This window comes from Streptomyces jumonjinensis (assembly GCF_009600885.1).
GTDB lineage: Bacteria > Actinomycetota > Actinomycetes > Streptomycetales > Streptomycetaceae > Streptomyces > Streptomyces jumonjinensis.
This window is the reverse complement of the sequence record NZ_VCLA01000095.1, coordinates 1-17,753: the sequence shown is the minus strand read 5'-3', so window position 1 is coordinate 17,753 and position 17,753 is coordinate 1. Positions and strand designations below refer to the sequence as shown.

The window sequence follows — 17,753 nt, the reverse complement described above, 5'->3', positions numbered from 1 at the left end:
CCGCTCCTGCGGGCCGGCCAGCCGCGCGGCGAACCGGGCGGCGCTCCCGATCCCGTCCAGATCGGCCCGCAGCGGCGCCAGCACCTGGGCGTCGAACTCCTCGATGAGCAGGCTCTCGGGGCGCGGATGGGGATGGTCCGGGGTCGGTTCGCCGTCCACATCGACCGGCGGGTCCTCGGCGATCCACCGGCGCACCTCCGCCACCAGCTCCCGCAGCGACCGCGGCGGCGACGGGGAGAGCCCGATCGCCGTCACCCCGTCGTCCCGGTCGATCCGGACCCGGGTCACCGGCAGCAGCAGCCGCCGGCCGCCCGGCGGCGGCCCCTCGCCGAAGACGAACAGCAGCCGGTCCCCGGTCCGCAGCGAGAGCGAGGTCCCTTCGAGCCAGATCTCGGACCGGGCGGCCAGACCGTCGGCGGTCAGCAGATCCGGGCGGCGGCGGCGCACCGCCAGCTCGTTCCAGGCCGCGCGGGCGGAGAGATCCGCACCGGTCTCGAAGGTCTGCGGCGCCTGTCCGGCGGACGCGGGCACACTGGCGCTCCGCGCGCCGCGCGGGATCAGCACCGGCGTCCCGGCGTCCCGTGGATCGCGGTCCAGGGTGTAGACGAGATGGGTGTCCGCCGCGACGCCCGGCCTCGGCCGGTGCCCCACCAGCCGCCCCAGCAGCTCCAGCGAGCGCTGCTCCCGCGCGGTGCGCAGATACCCCTCGTCGGCGATCCGCTCGGAGTGGAAGGCGAGCAGATCGGCCGCCACCGCCCAGGCGTCCACCAGGGCGATCGCCGGGTCGTCGGGGGCACGGACGGTCAGTCCGCGCAGCGCCGGATACGCGGGCGACGCGAGCCGGTCGAGCATGGCCGCCAGGAACGAGCCGTACTCGCCGACCCGGTAGTCCAGCGACGTACGGCCCGGAGGGTTGTACAGCGCCCGGGGCGCGTGACGTTCGTCGTGCCCGCCGCAGCCGCAGCCGCAGCCGGTGCCGGTTTCGGTGTCCGGGAAGCCGCTCATCGGGCGTCTCCGCTCAGTTCGATCGACAGCCGGCCGTGCTCGGGCCGGTCGGGGTCGTTGTCGCACCGCGCGATCTCCAGCGGACCGATCCGCAGCACACCCGTCTCCAGCGCGCCGTCACCGGAAGGGTCCTCGTCGAAGAGCCGGGCGAGCCGGGTCACCCGCACGCTCACCACGCCCTGGACGGCGGCGGCGACGGCCACGAGCCGGCTCAGCCGCACCGGTTCGCCGAAGGACAGCGCGTCGGGGTGGAAGAAGCCGAGCCGCCCGTCGGCCGACCGGCCCGCGCCGAGAAGACGGTGGAGCTCGGCGAGGAGCGGCCCGTGCTGCTGCCCCGGGCCCGCGCACACCGTCAGCGCGATGTCCAGCGGCGTCTGCCGGGCCGGCCCCACCACCAGATCGTGTCCGATCCTGCGGTAGCGCTCCAGCGCGTACGCCACCGAGTCCAGCAGCCCCGGCGGAGGATCGGCGCTCCCCTCGGCGTCCACCGCGACATGCGCCTCGCGGACGCTGCCCGTCCAGCGGAGCTCTGCGGCGGCCCGCCGCACCCCCGGGAGCCCTCCGGCCAGCTCGGCGTAGTCCTCGGCGGTGACGGCGCGCAGCCGCACCCGCCTCGGCTCCAGCGGCGCCGCCCGGCGTACCCGCTCCAACGGTTCGGGCTCCGTGCCCCCGGTCGCGGGCAGCGGGTTGCGCACGACCGCCACCGGCAGCGGGACGCCCGCCTCCGCCTCGTGGGGCGGGCGGCAGAGCACCAGATGGCCGATGGCCTCGGCGCCGACATTGCCCGCCGCGCCCCCGCCGGTCCGGTAGGACACCGTCAGCCGGGCGCCGGGCCGGGGCCGGGCCCCGTGCCGTCCGTCGCCGAAGCGCAGGGCGAGCCGTCCGTCGTCCTCCAGCTCCCCGGCGAAGTGCCGGTCGCGCGGACCGGAGGCCAGCAGATCGCGCCTCGGCGTCCACAGCCTTCCGCCGTCCCCGCCGTTGCCGCCGTCCCTGCTGTCCCCGGCGTCCGTGCTCTCCTCGGCGATCACCGCCGGGAGCGCGGCCCGGGGGTCCTGCACGGCGGCTGCGGCGGCGGGACCGCGCAGCTCCGGCGCGTCCGGGCGCAGACCCGTCGCATACCCGGGCCCCCAGCTCTGCGCGATCTCCCAGGCCACCGACGCGTCCAGCACCGTGCCCGCCCGCGCCCGCGCCGTCAGCACCTCCAGCCGGCGCACCTTGGGGGCCAGCAGCCGACCGCTGCGGTGCAGCAGCTCACGGAGCGCGCGCACCGGATGACGGCGCAGCTCGACACGGTCCAGCACCCGGAGCCCGAAGAGCACCGCCAGCTCCTCGATCTCCGGCTCCGAGAGCCCGTCGCCGTCCCGGGCGCTGCGCCACAGTCCGACCAGCCGCTCCCGGACCAGACCCGGGACGGCGGCCAGCCGACCGGCCTGCCCGGCCGACACCTGGCGCGGCTCGGGAAAGGGCACGCTCTGGACGACGGGGGAGCGGGCCGGCACCGGCCTGAAGCGGGGCGCGATCCCCGGGTAGACCACCTGCGCCCGCAGCGTCCGGACCGCCTCGGCCTGGGCGTACGCCGTATCCGGTACGGCCCGCTCCTGCCGCCGGCCGACGAGCGACACCCCGAGACCGGCGCGTACGGTCGCCTCCTCGCCGACGACGGCGAACAGCTCCCGCACCTGACCGGCGGTCAGCAGCCGGCCGTGGTCGGTCTGGTCGATCAGGGCGTCGATCAGAGCGACGGGGGCGTTCCCCGGATCGTCGCCCGGGCAGCCGGAGCCACAGGGGTCGCAGGAGCCGGGCACGGCCGGGGCGGCCGGCACGGTCACCGTCTCCGGCTCGCCCCGGCAGAACGCCGTCGACCGGCCGTGGTCGACGAGGACGACATTGCCGCGTGCCACGCTCACATCGGCCACCGGCTCACAGCGCGGGCCGGCCCGGACGGCGAGGGAGACCGGGAAGGCGAGCGCGTCCTCCCGCGCCCAGGCGACCTCCAGCACGGGCTGCCCGGCCAGCCGGTCCACGGCCGGGGTGACGGAGGTCAGCCGCACGGCCTGCCGGTGCGCCGGGTCGGCGTCACCGGGCGTGCCGGAACACGGCCCGCGCACCTCCTCGATCAGCAGCAGATCCCCCGGCGCCAGTTCGAGGAGGCGTGCCGAGCACTCCTCGTCCGTCCACTCGTCCCGCAGGGTCGCCGAGACGGCGCCCCGGGGCAGCGCGCAGACCTCCTCCCCCCAGGTCCAGAAGCGGACCGTGTTCTGCCCGGGGCGCAGCACGAGCGGCTCGTCGCTCACGACCGGTTCGAAGACCTCCACCGAGCCGTGCTCGCCGAGCAGGGCGAGATCCCGGTCGTCGACGACGGTCCCGGCCTCGGGGGTGTCGCGCTCCAGGGGCGTACGGACATCGATCGCGGCGAAGCGGAAGGAGCCGGCCGCGAGGGTCAGCGGACGGGCCGTCTCGACCGTCACGAACGCGCGGGCGTTGACCCCGTCGTGCATCGGGTAGTCGATCAGCCGCACATGACGGCGGACCGACACCCGGCGGCGCGCGGTGTCGAGATACGCCTCGGTGGCCACCGCGTCCTGCTGATAGCCGATCAGATCGGCCTGGTGGGCGAGCAGCTCGACCAGCGTGACACCGAGGTCGGCGGGGTTCCGCTCCACCCAGCCGGGCGCGGTCAGCGCCAGCCGGTCCAACAGCAGCGCCCGCAGGGCGTCGTAGTCGCGCGCCGTGTAGTCGACGACGGGCGCGGAAGGGCGGCCGGGCGGGTCGGCGGCCGGCTTCGCCGCGCAGTCGCTTCGACCGGGAGACGGACAGTCCACCCGGAAGACGAATCCGGCGGAGGAGTACCGCTGGTCGAACCCGGGGAACGGCTCGTCGCCCGGCCGGCCGTACGGATCGGTGTCCACGACGGAGAGCCGGTAGCGGGAGGCGTCGCCGGTACGGTCGACGGTGACCAGGAGCCGGTCGTCCAGCTCGGGGTCCTCCTCGCGCTCGACGGACACCTCGACGGCCTCGATGCCGGTGATCCGCCGCCCGCCGTCGATCCGGACGTTCTCGGGACGGAGTCCTCCGGGGGCCTTGCCGAGAAAGGTGACGACGAGCGTCAGCCCGTCGTCGCAGACCTCGACCGTGTCCACTCCGCCGAGGCGCGCGGCCCGCACCCGGGCCCGTCTGGCGTCCGTGCGGCAGACCAGCCCGGTGCCACCGCCGGACTCCGTGCCCCTGGCGAGCTCCGTGTCGCTCATGCCGGACCGCTCCCCTCGAACACCTCGTCGCGGCTGCTCCCGGTGGCGCGCACGGCATAGCGCAGCCGGACCCGGACCGTGTTCTCCTCGTTCGCCACGTCCAGGGCCTCCACCTCGATCAGCTCGCCCAGCCAGCGCTGGAGAGACGCCAGCACCGACAGCTCCAGCGCGGACGCCAGCTCGGGGCTGTGGGGCGCGAAGACCAGATCCAGCAGCCCGCAGCCGAAGTCGGGGCGCATCACCCGCTCGCCCGGGCTGGTGAACAGCAGCTGCTCGATCAGATCGCGTACATGCCCGTCGTATCCGGCGCGGGCGGTCCGTCCGCGCCCGTCGACGCGGAACGGGAAGGCGATGTCCGTACGGGCGGCGCTCACCGGCACGTCACCCCCCGCGCGGACTGGACTGCCGCGGGCGGGCCCTGGGGGGCCTGCGCGGCGCTGAGACAGAGGGCCGCGGTGCGCTCCAGCAGCACGGGCGAGCCGTCGATCAGCACCCCGCCGGGCTCCGGGGCCCAGTGGACGGCGGTGCAGGGACGCGGTACGCCGCCGACGGTGTGCGGGCAGCCGCTGACGGTGAAGAGGTCCGACGCGGTGAGAGCGGGCAGTCCGTCGATCCGCACCCCGTACGGGGCGGAGGAGACGGCCGCGATCCGGCCGCCGTGCGGGCAGCTGATCGCCGTACCGCTGTTCATGAGATTCCCGGACACGGTGTCACTCCTGGTCCTGGCGTTCACGGGCGGGGTCCTGGCGTTCACGAGCGGAGGGCTTGGTGTTCACGGGCGGGTTCATGACGCCCCCGGCACGATCAGCCGGCCGTTGTTGATGTCGACCTCACCGCCGCTGAGCACGACCGACGCGCCCCGGCCGTCGGAGATGGTCACGCCCTGCTCGTCGATCCGGATGTACGCGCCGCCCGGGGCCTGAAGGAGGATCCCCGTACCGCCCGGCAGATCCGACAGCACCAGCTTGTGCCGGCCCGGCGTCTGGATCACCACCGGATGCGAGGCGGGCACCTCGGCCCGTGCGTCGGGCGGGAGTTCGCCGACGTCTCCGTACCAGCTCCCCGTCCAGACGGGGAAGCTCGGATCGCCCTGCTCGAACTCGATCCACACCCCGGCCCCGATCTCCGGGACGACATACTGCCCCGACTGCCGCCCGGTGAACGGAAGGCACGGCAACGCCCAGGTGGACGCCTCCCGGCCGAGTACATCCGGCACCTCGGCCATGATCCGCCCGAGCCCCAGCGGGTCCTTGTCATCGATCACCCGGCCCCGGAATTTGCCGAGAAAGCGGTTGTTCGCTGCCGCCATACGAAGTGCTCCTGTAGGTCTGCTGCGTTCCTAGGGACGTACGGTCGTGCTCCGCGCGATCAGCCCCTCGCGGGAGAGCGTGAAGTTCTGCTGGTACGAGCCGGGCCGGAGATTGTGGGTCACGGACTTGACGTAGTAGTCGCCGTCATAGGTCACCCCGGAGCCCCGCACCCCCACCAGCTCCCGGGCCCGCAGCACATAGCCGTGCCGGGCGACGTCCAGCGACCCCGACCCGGAGATCGCGTCGGCGGAGGTCGCCGCCCTCGCCAGCGCCTCCGCCCGGGCCTGCGCCACGTCCTTCTTCGCGGTCCCGGAGAGCGTCCTGCGCTTGAGCGCGGGCGTCGCACGGCGGCCGAGCGGGGGCCGCAGCGGGCTGATGTCCGGCTGCGCCAGCAGCTGCACATCCCGGGTACGCGGATCCTGGACGCGGGCCTGCGGCTCCTCCCTGGCCGTGCCGTCGTACGCGAATGTCAGCTGATCGACGGTGGAGTTGCCGTCCATGTTCACGTTGAGCGCGTGCTGGCGCTGCCCGAGCCGCTGCTCGGGCCCCCAGAAGGCGGTCGAGCGCCCGGGGACCGGGCCGGGGTCGAGATAGAAGGTGTACCCGTTCGCACGGGCGAGATCGTTGAGATACTGGAGATCGGTCCCGGTCTGGCAGTCGACCCGCAGCCGCTCCTCGGGCTGCTGGGCCACCTGCTCCCGGATGACGCGGGCGTCGATCCCGTAGCCGGCGTACTTGGCGAGGATCCGCTCGACCCGCTGCGAGGGCGCGAGATTGGGGTACCGGTCGGCCCGCTCCTCCAGATCCATCAGCAGGGTGAGATCCTCGCCGGTCACGGTGAGCGTGGTCTGTCCGGGCCGATTGCTGGCCCCGACCTCCTGCCGCACGATCAGCCCGTCGAGGATCACGGTCGCCGTGCCCTTGACGGAGACGGCGACGACGACCCGGGTCTTCGGGTCGAAGTACCCCTCGGGCAGCAGCCGTCGGCTGATCAGTCCCTTCTTGGTGAGATCGAAGGCCAGCTGGAAGCCGCTGCGCTCCCCGGCGGTGCTGGTGATCTGCGCGGAGAGCAGCGCGTCCATCACCTCGGCGGGCGCGGGCCGGGCGAGCCTGCCTCCCAGGTGCAGGGTGAGATGGACGGGCCCGGCCCCGATCGGCTCATCGCCCATGGGACCCGCCCGGCAGCGGGATCCGGATGCGCCGCCCCGGCTCGGCGGTCAGCTCCCGCGGGTCGAGCACCGGATGGGCGTCGGCGATCTGCCACCACTGCCCGGGGTCGCCGAAGTACCGCTGCCCGAGATGGTCGGGCCGCTCCCGGTCGCCTACGGTGTGCGTCGCGCCGTCGTCGTCCGCCCCCTGGGCGATCGGCGGCAGCAACCGCCGTTTGACGTACCGCACCTCGGTTCCGTCCGCCAGGGTGTGAACCCCGATCTCCGCGTCGTGGTACCGGCTGGTCCGCGGATACGGATGCGCCCCCGGGATCCCGTCCAGCGCGCTCTCATACGGCTCGATCACGTCCTACAGCCCCCTTCCGAACCCGAGCCCGAGCTCCGCCAGCCGTCCGCCCCGCGCGGCGGCGGCCAGCCGCTCCTTCTGTGCCAGATGCGCCATATACAGATCCGCGCCCCGGTGCCCGGCCGGCAGATCGCTGACGGAGAGCACCTTCATCCCGATGCCCAGCGCGGCCCGGATGGGGTTGAGATGCACATCGAACGCCGATTCGTTGATGGACAGCTCCGTGAGCCGCACCGGCATGACGCGCTTGCCGCCCCAGGTGAAGAGGGTCAGCGGCATCTCGATGGGGCTGATCTCGATGCTCCCGTTCCTGGTGAGCCGGGCGGCCTCCCTGAGCTGTGCGGTGGTGGGGTGCACCAGCATTTCGAGCGCCGCGAGCTGCGGGTGGATCCCGTCCGGCGCGGGCACCTCGAACTGATCGGCCGCATCGAGCTCCGCGGTGAACTTCCAGCTCTCCTCCGCGGGCCCCTTCAGCCGCAGCGCCTCATTCCGATCCCCACTCCCGGCCCCGCCTCCGCCCGAGCCGGAGTCGCTGCTGTCCCCGGCGGACTGGGGGGAGAGGGAGCGCTCCAGGGTGTCGGGGTTGAACTGGAGGACGATGATGCGCTGGGGGGTGCCGCGGTCGGGGTCGAGGAGGATGATGCCGGAGCGGATGGGGTGGGGGATGTCGCGGTAGCGGGTCACAGACGGGCCTCCAGCCGCTGGCGCAGCGGGGCGTAGTCGTACGCGGGGAAAAGCTTCGGAAAGACTTCCAGCATGTTCTGGAGATACAGCGCCTCGCTGTGGAGCTGCGGGTCGCGCAATGACACATCCGTGTAGAGATACTGCCAACCGTAAGTTCCTTTGGTCAGCGTCACGGCTTGAAGGTATTCGCAGTAGCTCATGTCCAGCTTGATGAGGTAGCTCGGGTAGGGCGAAGTTCCGATCTCGGCTCTGTCTTCATACCAGATCTCCAGCGGTGTGACAGCGGGTTGCATTCGAATGTAGGTCAGCATTCCGGCACCGGATCGACGGGTGTTGTCGAAGACACGAAGTTGCGAGAGGAATTCTCTCTGGAACGGTGAGGAATCACTGAGCGGGGGAGGTCCGCTCGACTGGTCGAAAACATCATAGAAGTGAAGCAAGTTGAATTCTCCCAGGATTTCTGGGAAGTCTTCTTTCGTGTGCCATGCGGCACCCATGTCTTCAAATCTCAGGGCGCAGTCCAGGAGATCATCATCAATGATCACATCTTCCCAGTCAGGATTGTGTTCGTAGAGGGGCAGTAGGTCTTCGAGTTTTACTCCGAGCTCTTCCGGGTTTCCACATCTTGATTCGATGGCGGGGTTGGATGAGATCTCTTCGAGTGACCTTGCGTGTCGTAGTTCGTTCGGAGTGAGAATCATTATTGATCGAGCCCTTGCCTTGAGATGCCGGGTTCCTGGGCTAGAAGCTGAAGAATTTACTGATGTGACGTTTTTCGACTTCTTCCATATTCTTGTCGAGGTTGTAGAGACTTCTCCCGGCTGGTGACCGGAAAGCCTTGAGCTTCCGGTGCATATCAGGGATGTCGATGAAAGCTGTGCCAGCCGGACCCGCTTTTTTCCTTTCCTCCATGACTGCGTCAATGAAAAGATTGCTCTGCTTGAGAGCCCTTTTCACGGTTTCTCTGTTCGATTTGTTGATGTTCGGCTTGGCTGAGGTGGTGCCGGGGATCGGTGGCGGATCGAAGTTGACGACCCCGGGGCTGTTGGCGGGAGCCAGTCGTGTCCAGTCCGTATGGTTGAGACCGGATCCTCTCCCGTTCCTCTGGTAGAGGCCCCACTCCGCTGTCAGTTGTTTTGGGAAGCCTTCCGGGTATTTCCCCGATGGGTATGCTCTGGCTGACCCTGAATAACGAGTCAAGGAGACTTTGTACCAGCCAGGCATCGGAGGATTCGCTGTGGAAGTTTCACCGAACGCTTGGGCGGCAAACTTCTCGAAAGAATGATAGAAGGCTCGGTTCACGTCGTTCACAGCCGGTACGAAATTTGTTGTCTTGGCGGGTCCGCCCACTTCTCGCGGAATGAGGTGCATGCGATCCCACTGAGGGGTTGACACATTGAATCCATGTGCCCCCAGGTAATCGAAACCCTCTGTTTCCTCCTGATTCGGCTTACGGCCGTGCTCTTTCGCGTAGACTGGATTGATGTATTTCGCATTTGTTTCTGAGCCCGGACGTACCCCCGGAGGCTTGCCGTTCCGAGGCAAGGGGAATATCACGGGACGTGGCAAGTCATTCATCTTGAGGTAGTCGCGGAGGTTCTGTGAAATTCCGGTCTCGATCGTGCGTGAGGGATTCAGTGTGGCTTCGATCTTGAAGTTCTGATCTCCTTCCTTCTTCAGGCTGGTCAATCGATACCATGTGCGCAATCCCGCTAGAAGTACTCGATGAGCGGATTGCAGAATGCCGGGCCCCAGGAACTGAACCAGGATGCGGCGAAGGCGTGGCAGTATCCTGTCGATACGATCGCTCTTGGCTTGCTGTGATTTCTCTTTCTTCTGTCGTTCGTCGATTCTTCTCTTCTTGCCAGCCAGTCGTTTTCTCTTGTCGTCGCGCATTGTGTCGCGCTTCTTCTTGAAGAAGTCGTGCAGTTTGCCGCCGCTGTTCCCGAGTGCCTTGCCCACCTTGCTCCTGCTGAGCTTTCTGCCCAGGGTCCTGCGGGCGTTGCGGATCTTCTTCAGGGCTGACTTGACCTTGCCCTTGATATCTCGGAGTGCCTTGCCCAGCGGGGACTTGGGCCGACGCGGCTTTTGGCGCTTGGGGGCTTCGATCTCTTTCTTCTTCTTGGGCGGCGTTTCGGGAGACTTTTCCCCCTTGGCCTCCGTCTGCCGGTCCGGTGTCCTGCTGGGCGTCCTGTCCGCCTGTGCCTCCGGTTTCTGCTGGTCGCGCCTGGCCTCGGACTCGTCCCGTCGGTGTTCCCGCTCCCTGTCCGGTGTCCGGCTCGTCGGCCGGTCGCCGCTCGCGTCCTTCGGCCCCTGACGCGCCCCCGGGCCCCGGTCCGCCGGGACCGAGCGGTTCTTCGGGAGGCGAGGGCCCTTCGGTCTGGCGGGGGTCGCGGGCTTCGACAGGGCCTCCTGGGCGCTGCGTACCGCGCCCCGGGCCTTGTTGACCGCGTCGCCCGCCGCCTCCTTCGCGCCCTTGCCCGTCTTCTGGAGGCCCTTCACGATCTTGTCGGCCATCGCCTTGAGGCGCTTGCCGACGCCCTTGGTCGCCGATTCCAGCTTGAGCAGCAGGAAGTTGGCGATGAAGTCCAGAAGGGCGACGATCCCGGCCGCGACCGCCTCCGCGAACAGGCAGGCGGCCGGCCCCGCCTTGACGGCCCTCAAGTACGCCCAGAACTTGCCGAACGCCGTCAGGATCGAGCTGAGGCTCTGCCAGGCCGCCATCAGCCCCTGGACGATCGTCAGAATCGCCCCGGCCGCCGGCACCAGCATCGAGACGACCTTCTCGATCACCAGCGACGCGATCATCATCGGCAGCGACGCGATGATCGCGTCCCACGCCATCTTCCCGATCTGCTTGACCGAGACACAGCCCTTCACCAGGACATCGATCACGGCCTTCCCGAGCCCGAGAATCCCCTCGACCTTGGTGTCGAACCACCGCTTGACGCCCGTCTTGATCGCGCCCCACAGATGGTCGGTGATCCCCGCCTTCGCCGAACCGCCCGCCTTCTTCAGCCAGCCGCCCGGATCCGGCGCGATGTCCGCGATCAGCGCCGCGAACTTGCCCAGCGCCTCGATCGCGGCCTGAGCGAACTTGATCGCCCCCAGGATCACCGCCTGATACGCCTTGATGACCGCCTTGAGCCCGGCCTCCAGCACATCGAGCAGCTTGTTCAGACCCGCAGCCAACGCGTCCAGCAGTGTGTTCACGGCCTTCTTCAGACCGTCCGCCAGCTTGTTGACCGTGTCGATCGCCTTGTCGCGCAGGCCCTCGATCGACTTGCGGAACTTGTCCCGCAGCTCGGGGAAGGCCGCCAGCAGCACATCGCCGATCGCGATCAGGGTGTCCGCCAGCACATTGATCGCCTTGATGGCGAGATCGCGGACGAAGTCGATGGCCTTGTCGGCCCACTCCTTGAAGGTGTCGATGATCGAGTTGACTGCCTTGCGCGCCGCGTCGAAGACCGCGGTGACCGCTTCGAGGATCGCGTTGAACGCGCTCTTCACCTTGTCGGCGACCCAGCCGAGGAAGCCCCCGGACGGCTTCTTCTCCTTCTTCTTCCGCTCGGCCTCCTTCTCCGCCTTCTCCCGCTCGCCGTCGATCCGCTCGTTGTCGGCGTCCTTGCGGTCGCCGACCTCCTTGTCCTTGTCGTCGCGAGCCTTGACGATCTCCTTGTTCTTCGCGGTGTGCTCTTCCCCGGCCTCCTTGTCCGCGTCCTCGATCTTCTTGTCCTGCTCAGTGCGCCAGCTCTCGCGCTCGCGCTGAGCGTCCTTCGCCACCCGTCCGCGTTCGGCCGTCTGCTGCTCCGCGTTCCGGGCGACCTCACGATCGATCCCGGCCTGCTTCTCCTGCTTCGCCCGCTGCTCGCCCTGCTGCTGTTCCTGCTCCTTCGTGACCAGGTCGCCCTGGGCCTGACCCGTCGCCGACTGGATCTCCGGGCCGCGCTCCTGCTTGGCGACCGCCCCGACACCGGGCTTGGGCAAGGAGCCCGCCTCGATCGCCGCCCCGCCGCCGCCCGAGCGGCCCGTGGCCTTGCCGGTCAGCCGTTCCCGGGGAGCGTCGGGGAAGATCTGGTCCTCGCCCAACGGCTTGGCGGCGTCCTCACGGCCGGTGCTCTGGATGTCGGACTGCTTCTCCTTGAGCGCCTGCGCCTGATCGTCCGTACGCGTGGGGTCGCTCGCGCCCTCCAGCCTGATCTTGGGCGCGGGGCCGACCGTCTTGTTGCGCAGCTCGGGATCGACGGTCGGGACCGCGTCCGCCGCCGCGTCGATGCTCTGCGCCTCCTCGGCGCTGAGCTCCTTGTCCGCTGCGGGCACCGCGGGCGCGGCGGTGCCGGCCGCCGGATTCTGTCCCTGGGCCTTCTCGCCCCCCTTGGCCCGCTGCTTCTCCCCCTGGCTCTCCGGCCCGAGCTTCTCGACCTTGCCCGTCACCTGGGCGGCGGGCGCCGCTGCTTCGGGCGGCCCCGACTGCGTACGCGGCGCACCCGAGGGACGCTCCCGCGTCGGAGGGGTCGCGTCCAGCCGCTGCTGCTCCTCCGAGACCTTCCGGTCCGCCGCGCGCCCCACCCCGGGCATCGCGGCAGCCGCCTGATCCGGGGCGAGAGCGCCGACGGTGGCGACGGCGGCCTCCGGGTCCTGCCCCGAGACGTCCGGCGGCTCGGTCTGCTTCTCCCCGGCGGCCGTCTCACCCCCGCCTCCGCCGCAGCCGCCCTTGCCCTCGTCCTTCTCCGCCGCGGGCTCCGGCGGGGCACAGCCACCGCCGTCCTTCTCCAGCGACGCCTCCGGCTGGGGCTTGGCACCGGGGCTGCCGGACGGCTCGACCGCCGGACTCACCCCGGCACGCGTCACCGACGGCGCTCTGCCGGGACCGGCGGCGGCGCTCGGCCCCGTCGTACCGCTTCCGCCGACCGCACCACCCGATACCGCTCCCGGGCCGCTCTCCCTGGGCACCGCGCTCCTGGCCGCAGGCGCCTCGTTGTCGCTCTTCGCGGAGTCCGCGAACCGGCGCACAGCGGGGGACGGACTGGCGTCCTCCACGGAGGTCCGTTCGGTGTGCGCACCCGCCGGGGGCGCGAGGGAGGAACCGGAACCGGACGCCCCGCCCGGCTCCCCCTCCTGCCGGCCGGCAGCCCGCTGCGCGTCCGGTGACTCCTGTTCGCCGCCGTCCGCGGCCCCATCGTCCGGATCGCGCTGGGCGGCTTCCTGCTCCTGCTCCGGATCCGGCTTCTCCGCCTCGGGTTCGGGATCCTGCCGGGCGTCCGTCCCGGGATCGGGGCCGACCTCCTGCTCCACCGGCTTCTCCGGCTGGAGGTCCCTCTCGCCGCGGTCCCCCGCTTCGGCGGCCGGGCCGCCCTCGGGCTGCGGGGCCTCACTCTCGACGGGGCCCATCTCCGCACCCGGAGGCTTGGCCTCGGCCTCGGGGGAGTCCTCGTCCTCTTCCGCCTCGGCGTCGTTCTCCCGCTGCTCATGGACCTGTTCCGCCTTGGTCGGCGGGGGCGCGGGGAAACGGGGAAGGGGGGCCTGCGGATTCTCCGCGGTCGGTACGGACGACACATCGGGATCAGTGGCCGGCAGATAGTCCTCCGGCTTCAGCGCGACCTCCTCCGAGCCCTCGCTCCCTGCACGGTCACCGTCCTCGCCACCCCCGATCTCCCTGTCCGCCCCCGCCTCCAGCCCGAGCGGCTTCTCCGCCTCCAGCGGCTCGCCCTCGGCCTCGTCCTTCTCATGGAGACCGTGCTCGGACAGCGCGCTGTCCCGCTGCTCGGCCCGTTCGTCCACCCGCTCCGGGCGTACGGGACCGGGCTGCGCCTCAGCCTTCGGCCCGACGCCCTCCGGCTTCGAGCCCGCCGCGGGCCTCGTCGCGTCGTCCCGGCGCTTGCGCTTGTCCGCGCCGGGGGCGTCGGCCTGCTCCGGATCGCCCTCCTCCCCGGCCCGCCGGGACTCCTGCTCCTCCTGCGCCCGCCCGGCGTCCTCCTGCCGGTCCTGGGCCCGCTCCTCGGCCGCCGCGTCGACCTGCCGCCGGTCCTGCCGCTGTTGCTCCTCCTCCTGCCGCCGCTCCTGCCCGGCCCGCTCACGGGAGCGGGCCCGCTCGTCCTCCTGCTCCGTGCGCCGGGCCGCCTCCCGGCTCTCGGCCGCCGCGTCGGAGCGGGCCCTGCTGCCCTCGCTGTCCTGCTTCTCGTCCCGGGCGGCGGCGTCCCCGCGCTCCTCGCGGGCGTCCACGGCCCGCTGCTCACCGGACGCCCGGTCGCCGTCCTCCGCCTGCCGCCACCGGGTGCGCTCGACCCCCAGCTCCTCGAAGAGATCGGTCTCCGGCTCGGGCGCCCCGGCCGACTGGAGCTCGGGCAGCGTGCCCGACGCCCGCTCGGCGAGATCCAGCAGCCGGTCGTACTCGGGGGTGAGCAGCCGGTCCTCCAGCCGGTCCAGCACCGAGTCCTGCAACCGCGCCGACAACCGGCCCAGTTGCAGCCGCACCCGCCCCGACAGATCCGCCGGATCGCCCCGCAGCGACCGCAGAACCCCGTTCGCCAGCCGGTCCACCAGCGTCGCCGGATCCAGCTGCTCCAGCCGGTTGCGGTCCGCGTCCACCGTCGCGTACCGCAGCCACCCCGGTGTCGCCCGCCCCGGTTCGACCTCGGCCGCCGGTTCCCCGTCCCGTACGAGATCCCGGGCCGCCGACTCCGCCTCCCGCTCCACCGACTGCTGCGGCAGGCTCACCGCCCCCGGCTCACGGCCCGCGCGCAGCGCGCCGAGGCCATGCGGGTTCTGCACCGTGTGGAGGAGCTCATGGGCCAGCAGCCGCCGGCCGTCGGCGGTGCCCGGCAGATACGTGCCCTCGCGGAAGAGGATCTCCTGGCCGACCGCGACGGCGTCCGCTCCCAGCATCGCCGTCAGCGCACCCGCGTCCCGGTCGGTGTGCAGCCGAACCCGGCTGAAGTCATGGCCGAGCTGCTCCTCCAGCTCCCGCCGTACGCTCAGGTCCAGCGGCTGGCCGGCCCCGCTGACGATGTTCTTCGGCTCCGGGACGGGGGACTTGGCGCGGTCCTTCCGCTTGCGGCGCCTGCCGGACTGCTCCGCTCGCGCGTCCTGCGCGTGGGATGTGCTCATCGCCGCTCACCCCGCCCTGACAGTCCGGCGTGCACCGCGCGTGCCAGCGCCTCGCCCAGGCGGGACGGCGAAGTGGTCGCGGGCAGCGGTGGCAGGCCCGACAGGGCGTCCACCACCCGGCCGCCGTCCACGGCCAGCGGCACCCCCCGCTCCCGTATCAGCCGGGCCAGCTCGGTCCGGAACGCGGCCGACACCCCGTCCGGGTCCAGCGGCCCGAAGCCGTCCAGAACCAGCTCGCCGATGTCCACGCGGACCGTGCGCGCCTCTTCGTTCAGACCCATCCGTGGACCTCCGACGGCGTCAAGGAGCGGTCCAGCTTGAGATATTCGGTGCGCGCAGCCTCCAGCAGATGCCGCATCCGGAGCCGGTCGCCCTCCTCGGCGGCGAGGAAGGCGCCCGACAGCGCGATATTGCGGATCGAGCCGCCCGCCACGGTCAGCCGGGCCAGCAGCCCGCAGTCGATGCCCTTCGTCGGGGCCCGCTCGGGCAGCACCCGCCGCCAGATCTCGGCCCGCTCGCTCTCGCCCGGGAACGGGAAGTCGACCACGAAGCGGATCCGCCGCAGAAACGCCGTGTCCAGCGCCTGCTTCATATTGGTCGTCAGAACCGCCAGACCCCGGTACGCCTCCATCCGCATCAGCAGATAGCTGACCTCCAGGTTCGCGTACCGGTCATGGCTGTCCTTGACCTCGCTGCGCTTGCCGAAGAGAGCGTCCGCCTCGTCGAACAGCAGCAGCGCGCCGCCGCGTTCGGCGGCGTCGAAGACCTTGCGGAGGTTCTTCTCCGTCTCGCCGATGTACTTGCTGACCACCTGGGAGAGATCGATGACGAACAGATCCAGCCCGAGCTCTCTCGCGATCACCTCGGCGGCGAGCGTCTTCCCGGTGCCCGAACCGCCCGCGAAGAGGGCGGTGACGCCCAGACCGCGCCGCAGCGTCGCCGCGAAGCCCCACTCCTGGTAGACCGTGGAGCGCTGCCGCACATGCGCGACGATCTCCCACAGCACCTTCGACTGCCGCTCCGCCAGGACCAGATCGCCCCAGGACGCCTGCGGTTCGACGCGCCGCCCCAGCTCGTCCATGCCCATCCGGGCCTCGGCGAGCCCGGCCCGCCAGGCCAGCCCAGCGGCGTCCGGGCCGTCCTCCAGCGGCAGATCCCGTACGACGGCCGCGCCCGCCGAGCGGATCAGATGCGGCGGCAGGGAGAACTGGGCGACAAGAGCCCCGAGGTCGTCGTCGGACACCTCCGGCACACCCGCGAACGCGTCCGCCCACAGCCCCAGCTGCTCGTCCGCGCCGAGGGCCGGTACGGACACCCGCTCGCCGCGCGGCCGTGCGGTCCGCCGGGGATCCGCGCTGGACACCACCAGGGGCACGGCCGCGCTCTCGATGAACGCGTCCGTCGCCGCGGCCTGTTCCCGCTCCAGATCGCCGGCCTCCACCAGCAGGGCGGCGGGCAGCAGGATCGCCTCACGCTGCCAGAGCCGCGCCAGCCGGTCGCGTGCCACGGGGTCGGCGGGGATGTCCTCGGCGGCCATCGTGTACAGACCGAGACCCGAGCGGCCGGCCGCCGCCGCCGCGATGTCGGCGCGTGAGCGCGGATCGCCGCCGACCAGTTCGACCCGGAGCGGGGCGTGCCGCTGCCCCGGCCCCGCCCAGCCGGCGGCGACCCGGCCCGCCGCCAGCTCGTACGAAGCGGGCAGGGAGTCCGCCGGGGACGTACGGCGCAGCATCCCGTGCAGCCGGGCGTCCAGATACGGGGATCCGGCCAGGAAGTGCAGAATCCGCTCGTCGATGCGGATCCGGGCGGTGGTCAGCCGGGTGTCGTCGGCCAGCTCGATCAGCTGCCAGCGGCGGAGCGGGGCGACCGGCGTCAGCGCGCTCCAGTGCGGATCGGCGAGCGCGGCGAGAGCGAGCGAGAAGGTGGGATGGGCACGCTCCGGGTCGCCGCTCGCGGCGGCGCACCGGCCGCCCGCCGTGGGGTCCAGCTCCGCGGCGGCGGTCAGGAGGACGATGTCCCGCTCGAAGGCGGTGAGACCGAAGCAGGCGACGAGCGCGCTGAGCGTGGCGGGGGAGTGCCGGGGGGATCCCGCGCTGTTCCCGTGTGCGGAACCGCTGTCCGTTCCGGGGGAGTGCCGGCCGGGTCCCGTACTGTCCCCGCGTACGGAACCGCCGTCCGCTTCGGCGCTGCTCCGGCCGTGTCCGCCCGAGGAACCCGAGGCGTCCGCCGTCCCGGGGCCGCGGCCAGGCTCCGGCGCACCGTTCGCGCCCCGGGCCCGGGCCGCGTGCGCGTCGACGCGGGCGAGGACCGAGGCGATGGCGGCGGTCAGGGCCCGGCCTTCCCGGCCGGCCCCGCCCGTGTCGCGGACCGTGTCCATGCCCTCACCCGCCCCCGTGTCGCGCACCGTGCCTCAGCCCTTCCCCGGGTCCGTCTCCGTGGACCTGCGCGTACGTGGCGATGAGCGCCTGGCGGCCGTCTTCTTCGGAGCGGCGGCCCTCGCCGTGGTGCGCCGCTTCACGGAAGCCTCCCCGGCGAGCGCCGGCTCCGGGGCCGGGGCCGGAGCGGGCTGGGGCGCGGGCTCCGGGGCAGTCCCCGGAGCCCCGGGCGGCACGGGAGCCCCAGCGGCCCCGAACGGCTGCGCGCGGACCGTCCTGCGCTCCACCGGTTTCACCGGAGCCGGGCGTTCACGGCCCTCGATCAGCACCAGCGACGCCTGATAGGCCACCGACAGGGTGTACGGGGTCTGATGGAGCATCCCCCAGAGTTTCGACGTCTCGTCGATGTCCATCACCGTCGGCGTCAGCCGCACCCGCTGCGCCGACTCGGCCAGATCGCTGCCCGTCAGATAGGGCCGCTCGGCAGCCAGCTCGATCAACTCCTTCGG

General features: G+C 71.5%; 12 protein-coding genes and 1 pseudogene. All 13 read right to left on the bottom strand.

Features of this window, described 5'->3' with window-relative positions; genetic code table 11:
• A pseudogene (locus FF041_RS11315) lies at positions 1-1,005 on the bottom strand (putative baseplate assembly protein); the annotation flags it as partial.
• Positions 1,002-4,253 (bottom strand): putative baseplate assembly protein, encoded by a 3,252-nt coding sequence (locus FF041_RS11310; RefSeq protein WP_153522614.1) that lies wholly within the window; start codon positions 4,251-4,253, stop codon positions 1,002-1,004. The pseudogene FF041_RS11315 and the gene FF041_RS11310, both read right to left, overlap by 4 nt.
• Positions 4,250-4,627 (bottom strand): GPW/gp25 family protein, encoded by a 378-nt coding sequence (locus FF041_RS11305; protein WP_323391687.1) that lies wholly within the window; start codon positions 4,625-4,627, stop codon positions 4,250-4,252. Before FF041_RS11305 ends, FF041_RS11310 begins: the two co-directional genes overlap by 4 nt.
• Positions 4,624-4,959, bottom strand: coding sequence for a hypothetical protein (locus FF041_RS11300; protein WP_323391685.1), 336 nt, complete (start codon positions 4,957-4,959; stop codon positions 4,624-4,626). Before FF041_RS11300 ends, FF041_RS11305 begins: the two co-directional genes overlap by 4 nt.
• 78 nt (positions 4,960-5,037) lie before the next feature.
• Positions 5,038-5,562: a phage baseplate assembly protein V gene (locus tag FF041_RS11295; RefSeq protein ID WP_153522610.1), complete on the bottom strand. Its 525-nt coding sequence runs from the start codon at positions 5,560-5,562 to the stop codon at positions 5,038-5,040.
• A gap of 30 nt (positions 5,563-5,592) precedes the next feature.
• Complete coding sequence (locus FF041_RS11290; RefSeq protein ID WP_153522608.1) at positions 5,593-6,732, bottom strand: hypothetical protein; 1,140 nt, start codon at positions 6,730-6,732, stop codon at positions 5,593-5,595.
• On the bottom strand, positions 6,722-7,078 hold the full coding sequence (locus tag FF041_RS11285; protein ID WP_323391683.1) for a hypothetical protein: 357 nt from the start codon (positions 7,076-7,078) through the stop codon (positions 6,722-6,724). Before FF041_RS11285 ends, FF041_RS11290 begins: the two co-directional genes overlap by 11 nt.
• Before the next feature lie 3 nt (positions 7,079-7,081).
• The gene (locus FF041_RS11280) at positions 7,082-7,762 is read right to left on the bottom strand and encodes a hypothetical protein (protein WP_323391681.1); all 681 of its coding nucleotides are present in this window, start codon (positions 7,760-7,762) and stop codon (positions 7,082-7,084) included.
• On the bottom strand, positions 7,759-8,463 hold the full coding sequence (locus FF041_RS11275) for a hypothetical protein (protein WP_153522606.1): 705 nt from the start codon (positions 8,461-8,463) through the stop codon (positions 7,759-7,761). Before FF041_RS11275 ends, FF041_RS11280 begins: the two co-directional genes overlap by 4 nt.
• Positions 8,464-8,503: 40 nt before the next feature.
• Positions 8,504-14,869: an eCIS core domain-containing protein gene (locus FF041_RS11270; protein WP_153522605.1), complete on the bottom strand. Its 6,366-nt coding sequence runs from the start codon at positions 14,867-14,869 to the stop codon at positions 8,504-8,506.
• Positions 14,866-15,150 carry a hypothetical protein gene (locus FF041_RS11265; protein WP_153522603.1) on the bottom strand — a complete coding sequence of 95 codons (285 nt, stop codon included), beginning with the start codon at positions 15,148-15,150 and terminating at the stop codon, positions 14,866-14,868. Before FF041_RS11265 ends, FF041_RS11270 begins: the two co-directional genes overlap by 4 nt.
• Complete coding sequence (locus FF041_RS11260) at positions 15,141-17,246, bottom strand: ATP-binding protein (protein WP_153522601.1); 2,106 nt, start codon at positions 17,244-17,246, stop codon at positions 15,141-15,143. The genes FF041_RS11265 and FF041_RS11260 overlap by 10 nt, the downstream gene beginning before the upstream one ends.
• A gap of 33 nt (positions 17,247-17,279) precedes the next feature.
• Positions 17,280-17,753: Pvc16 family protein (locus FF041_RS11255; protein WP_153522599.1), on the bottom strand; the 474-nt coding region annotated here is incomplete at its 5' end.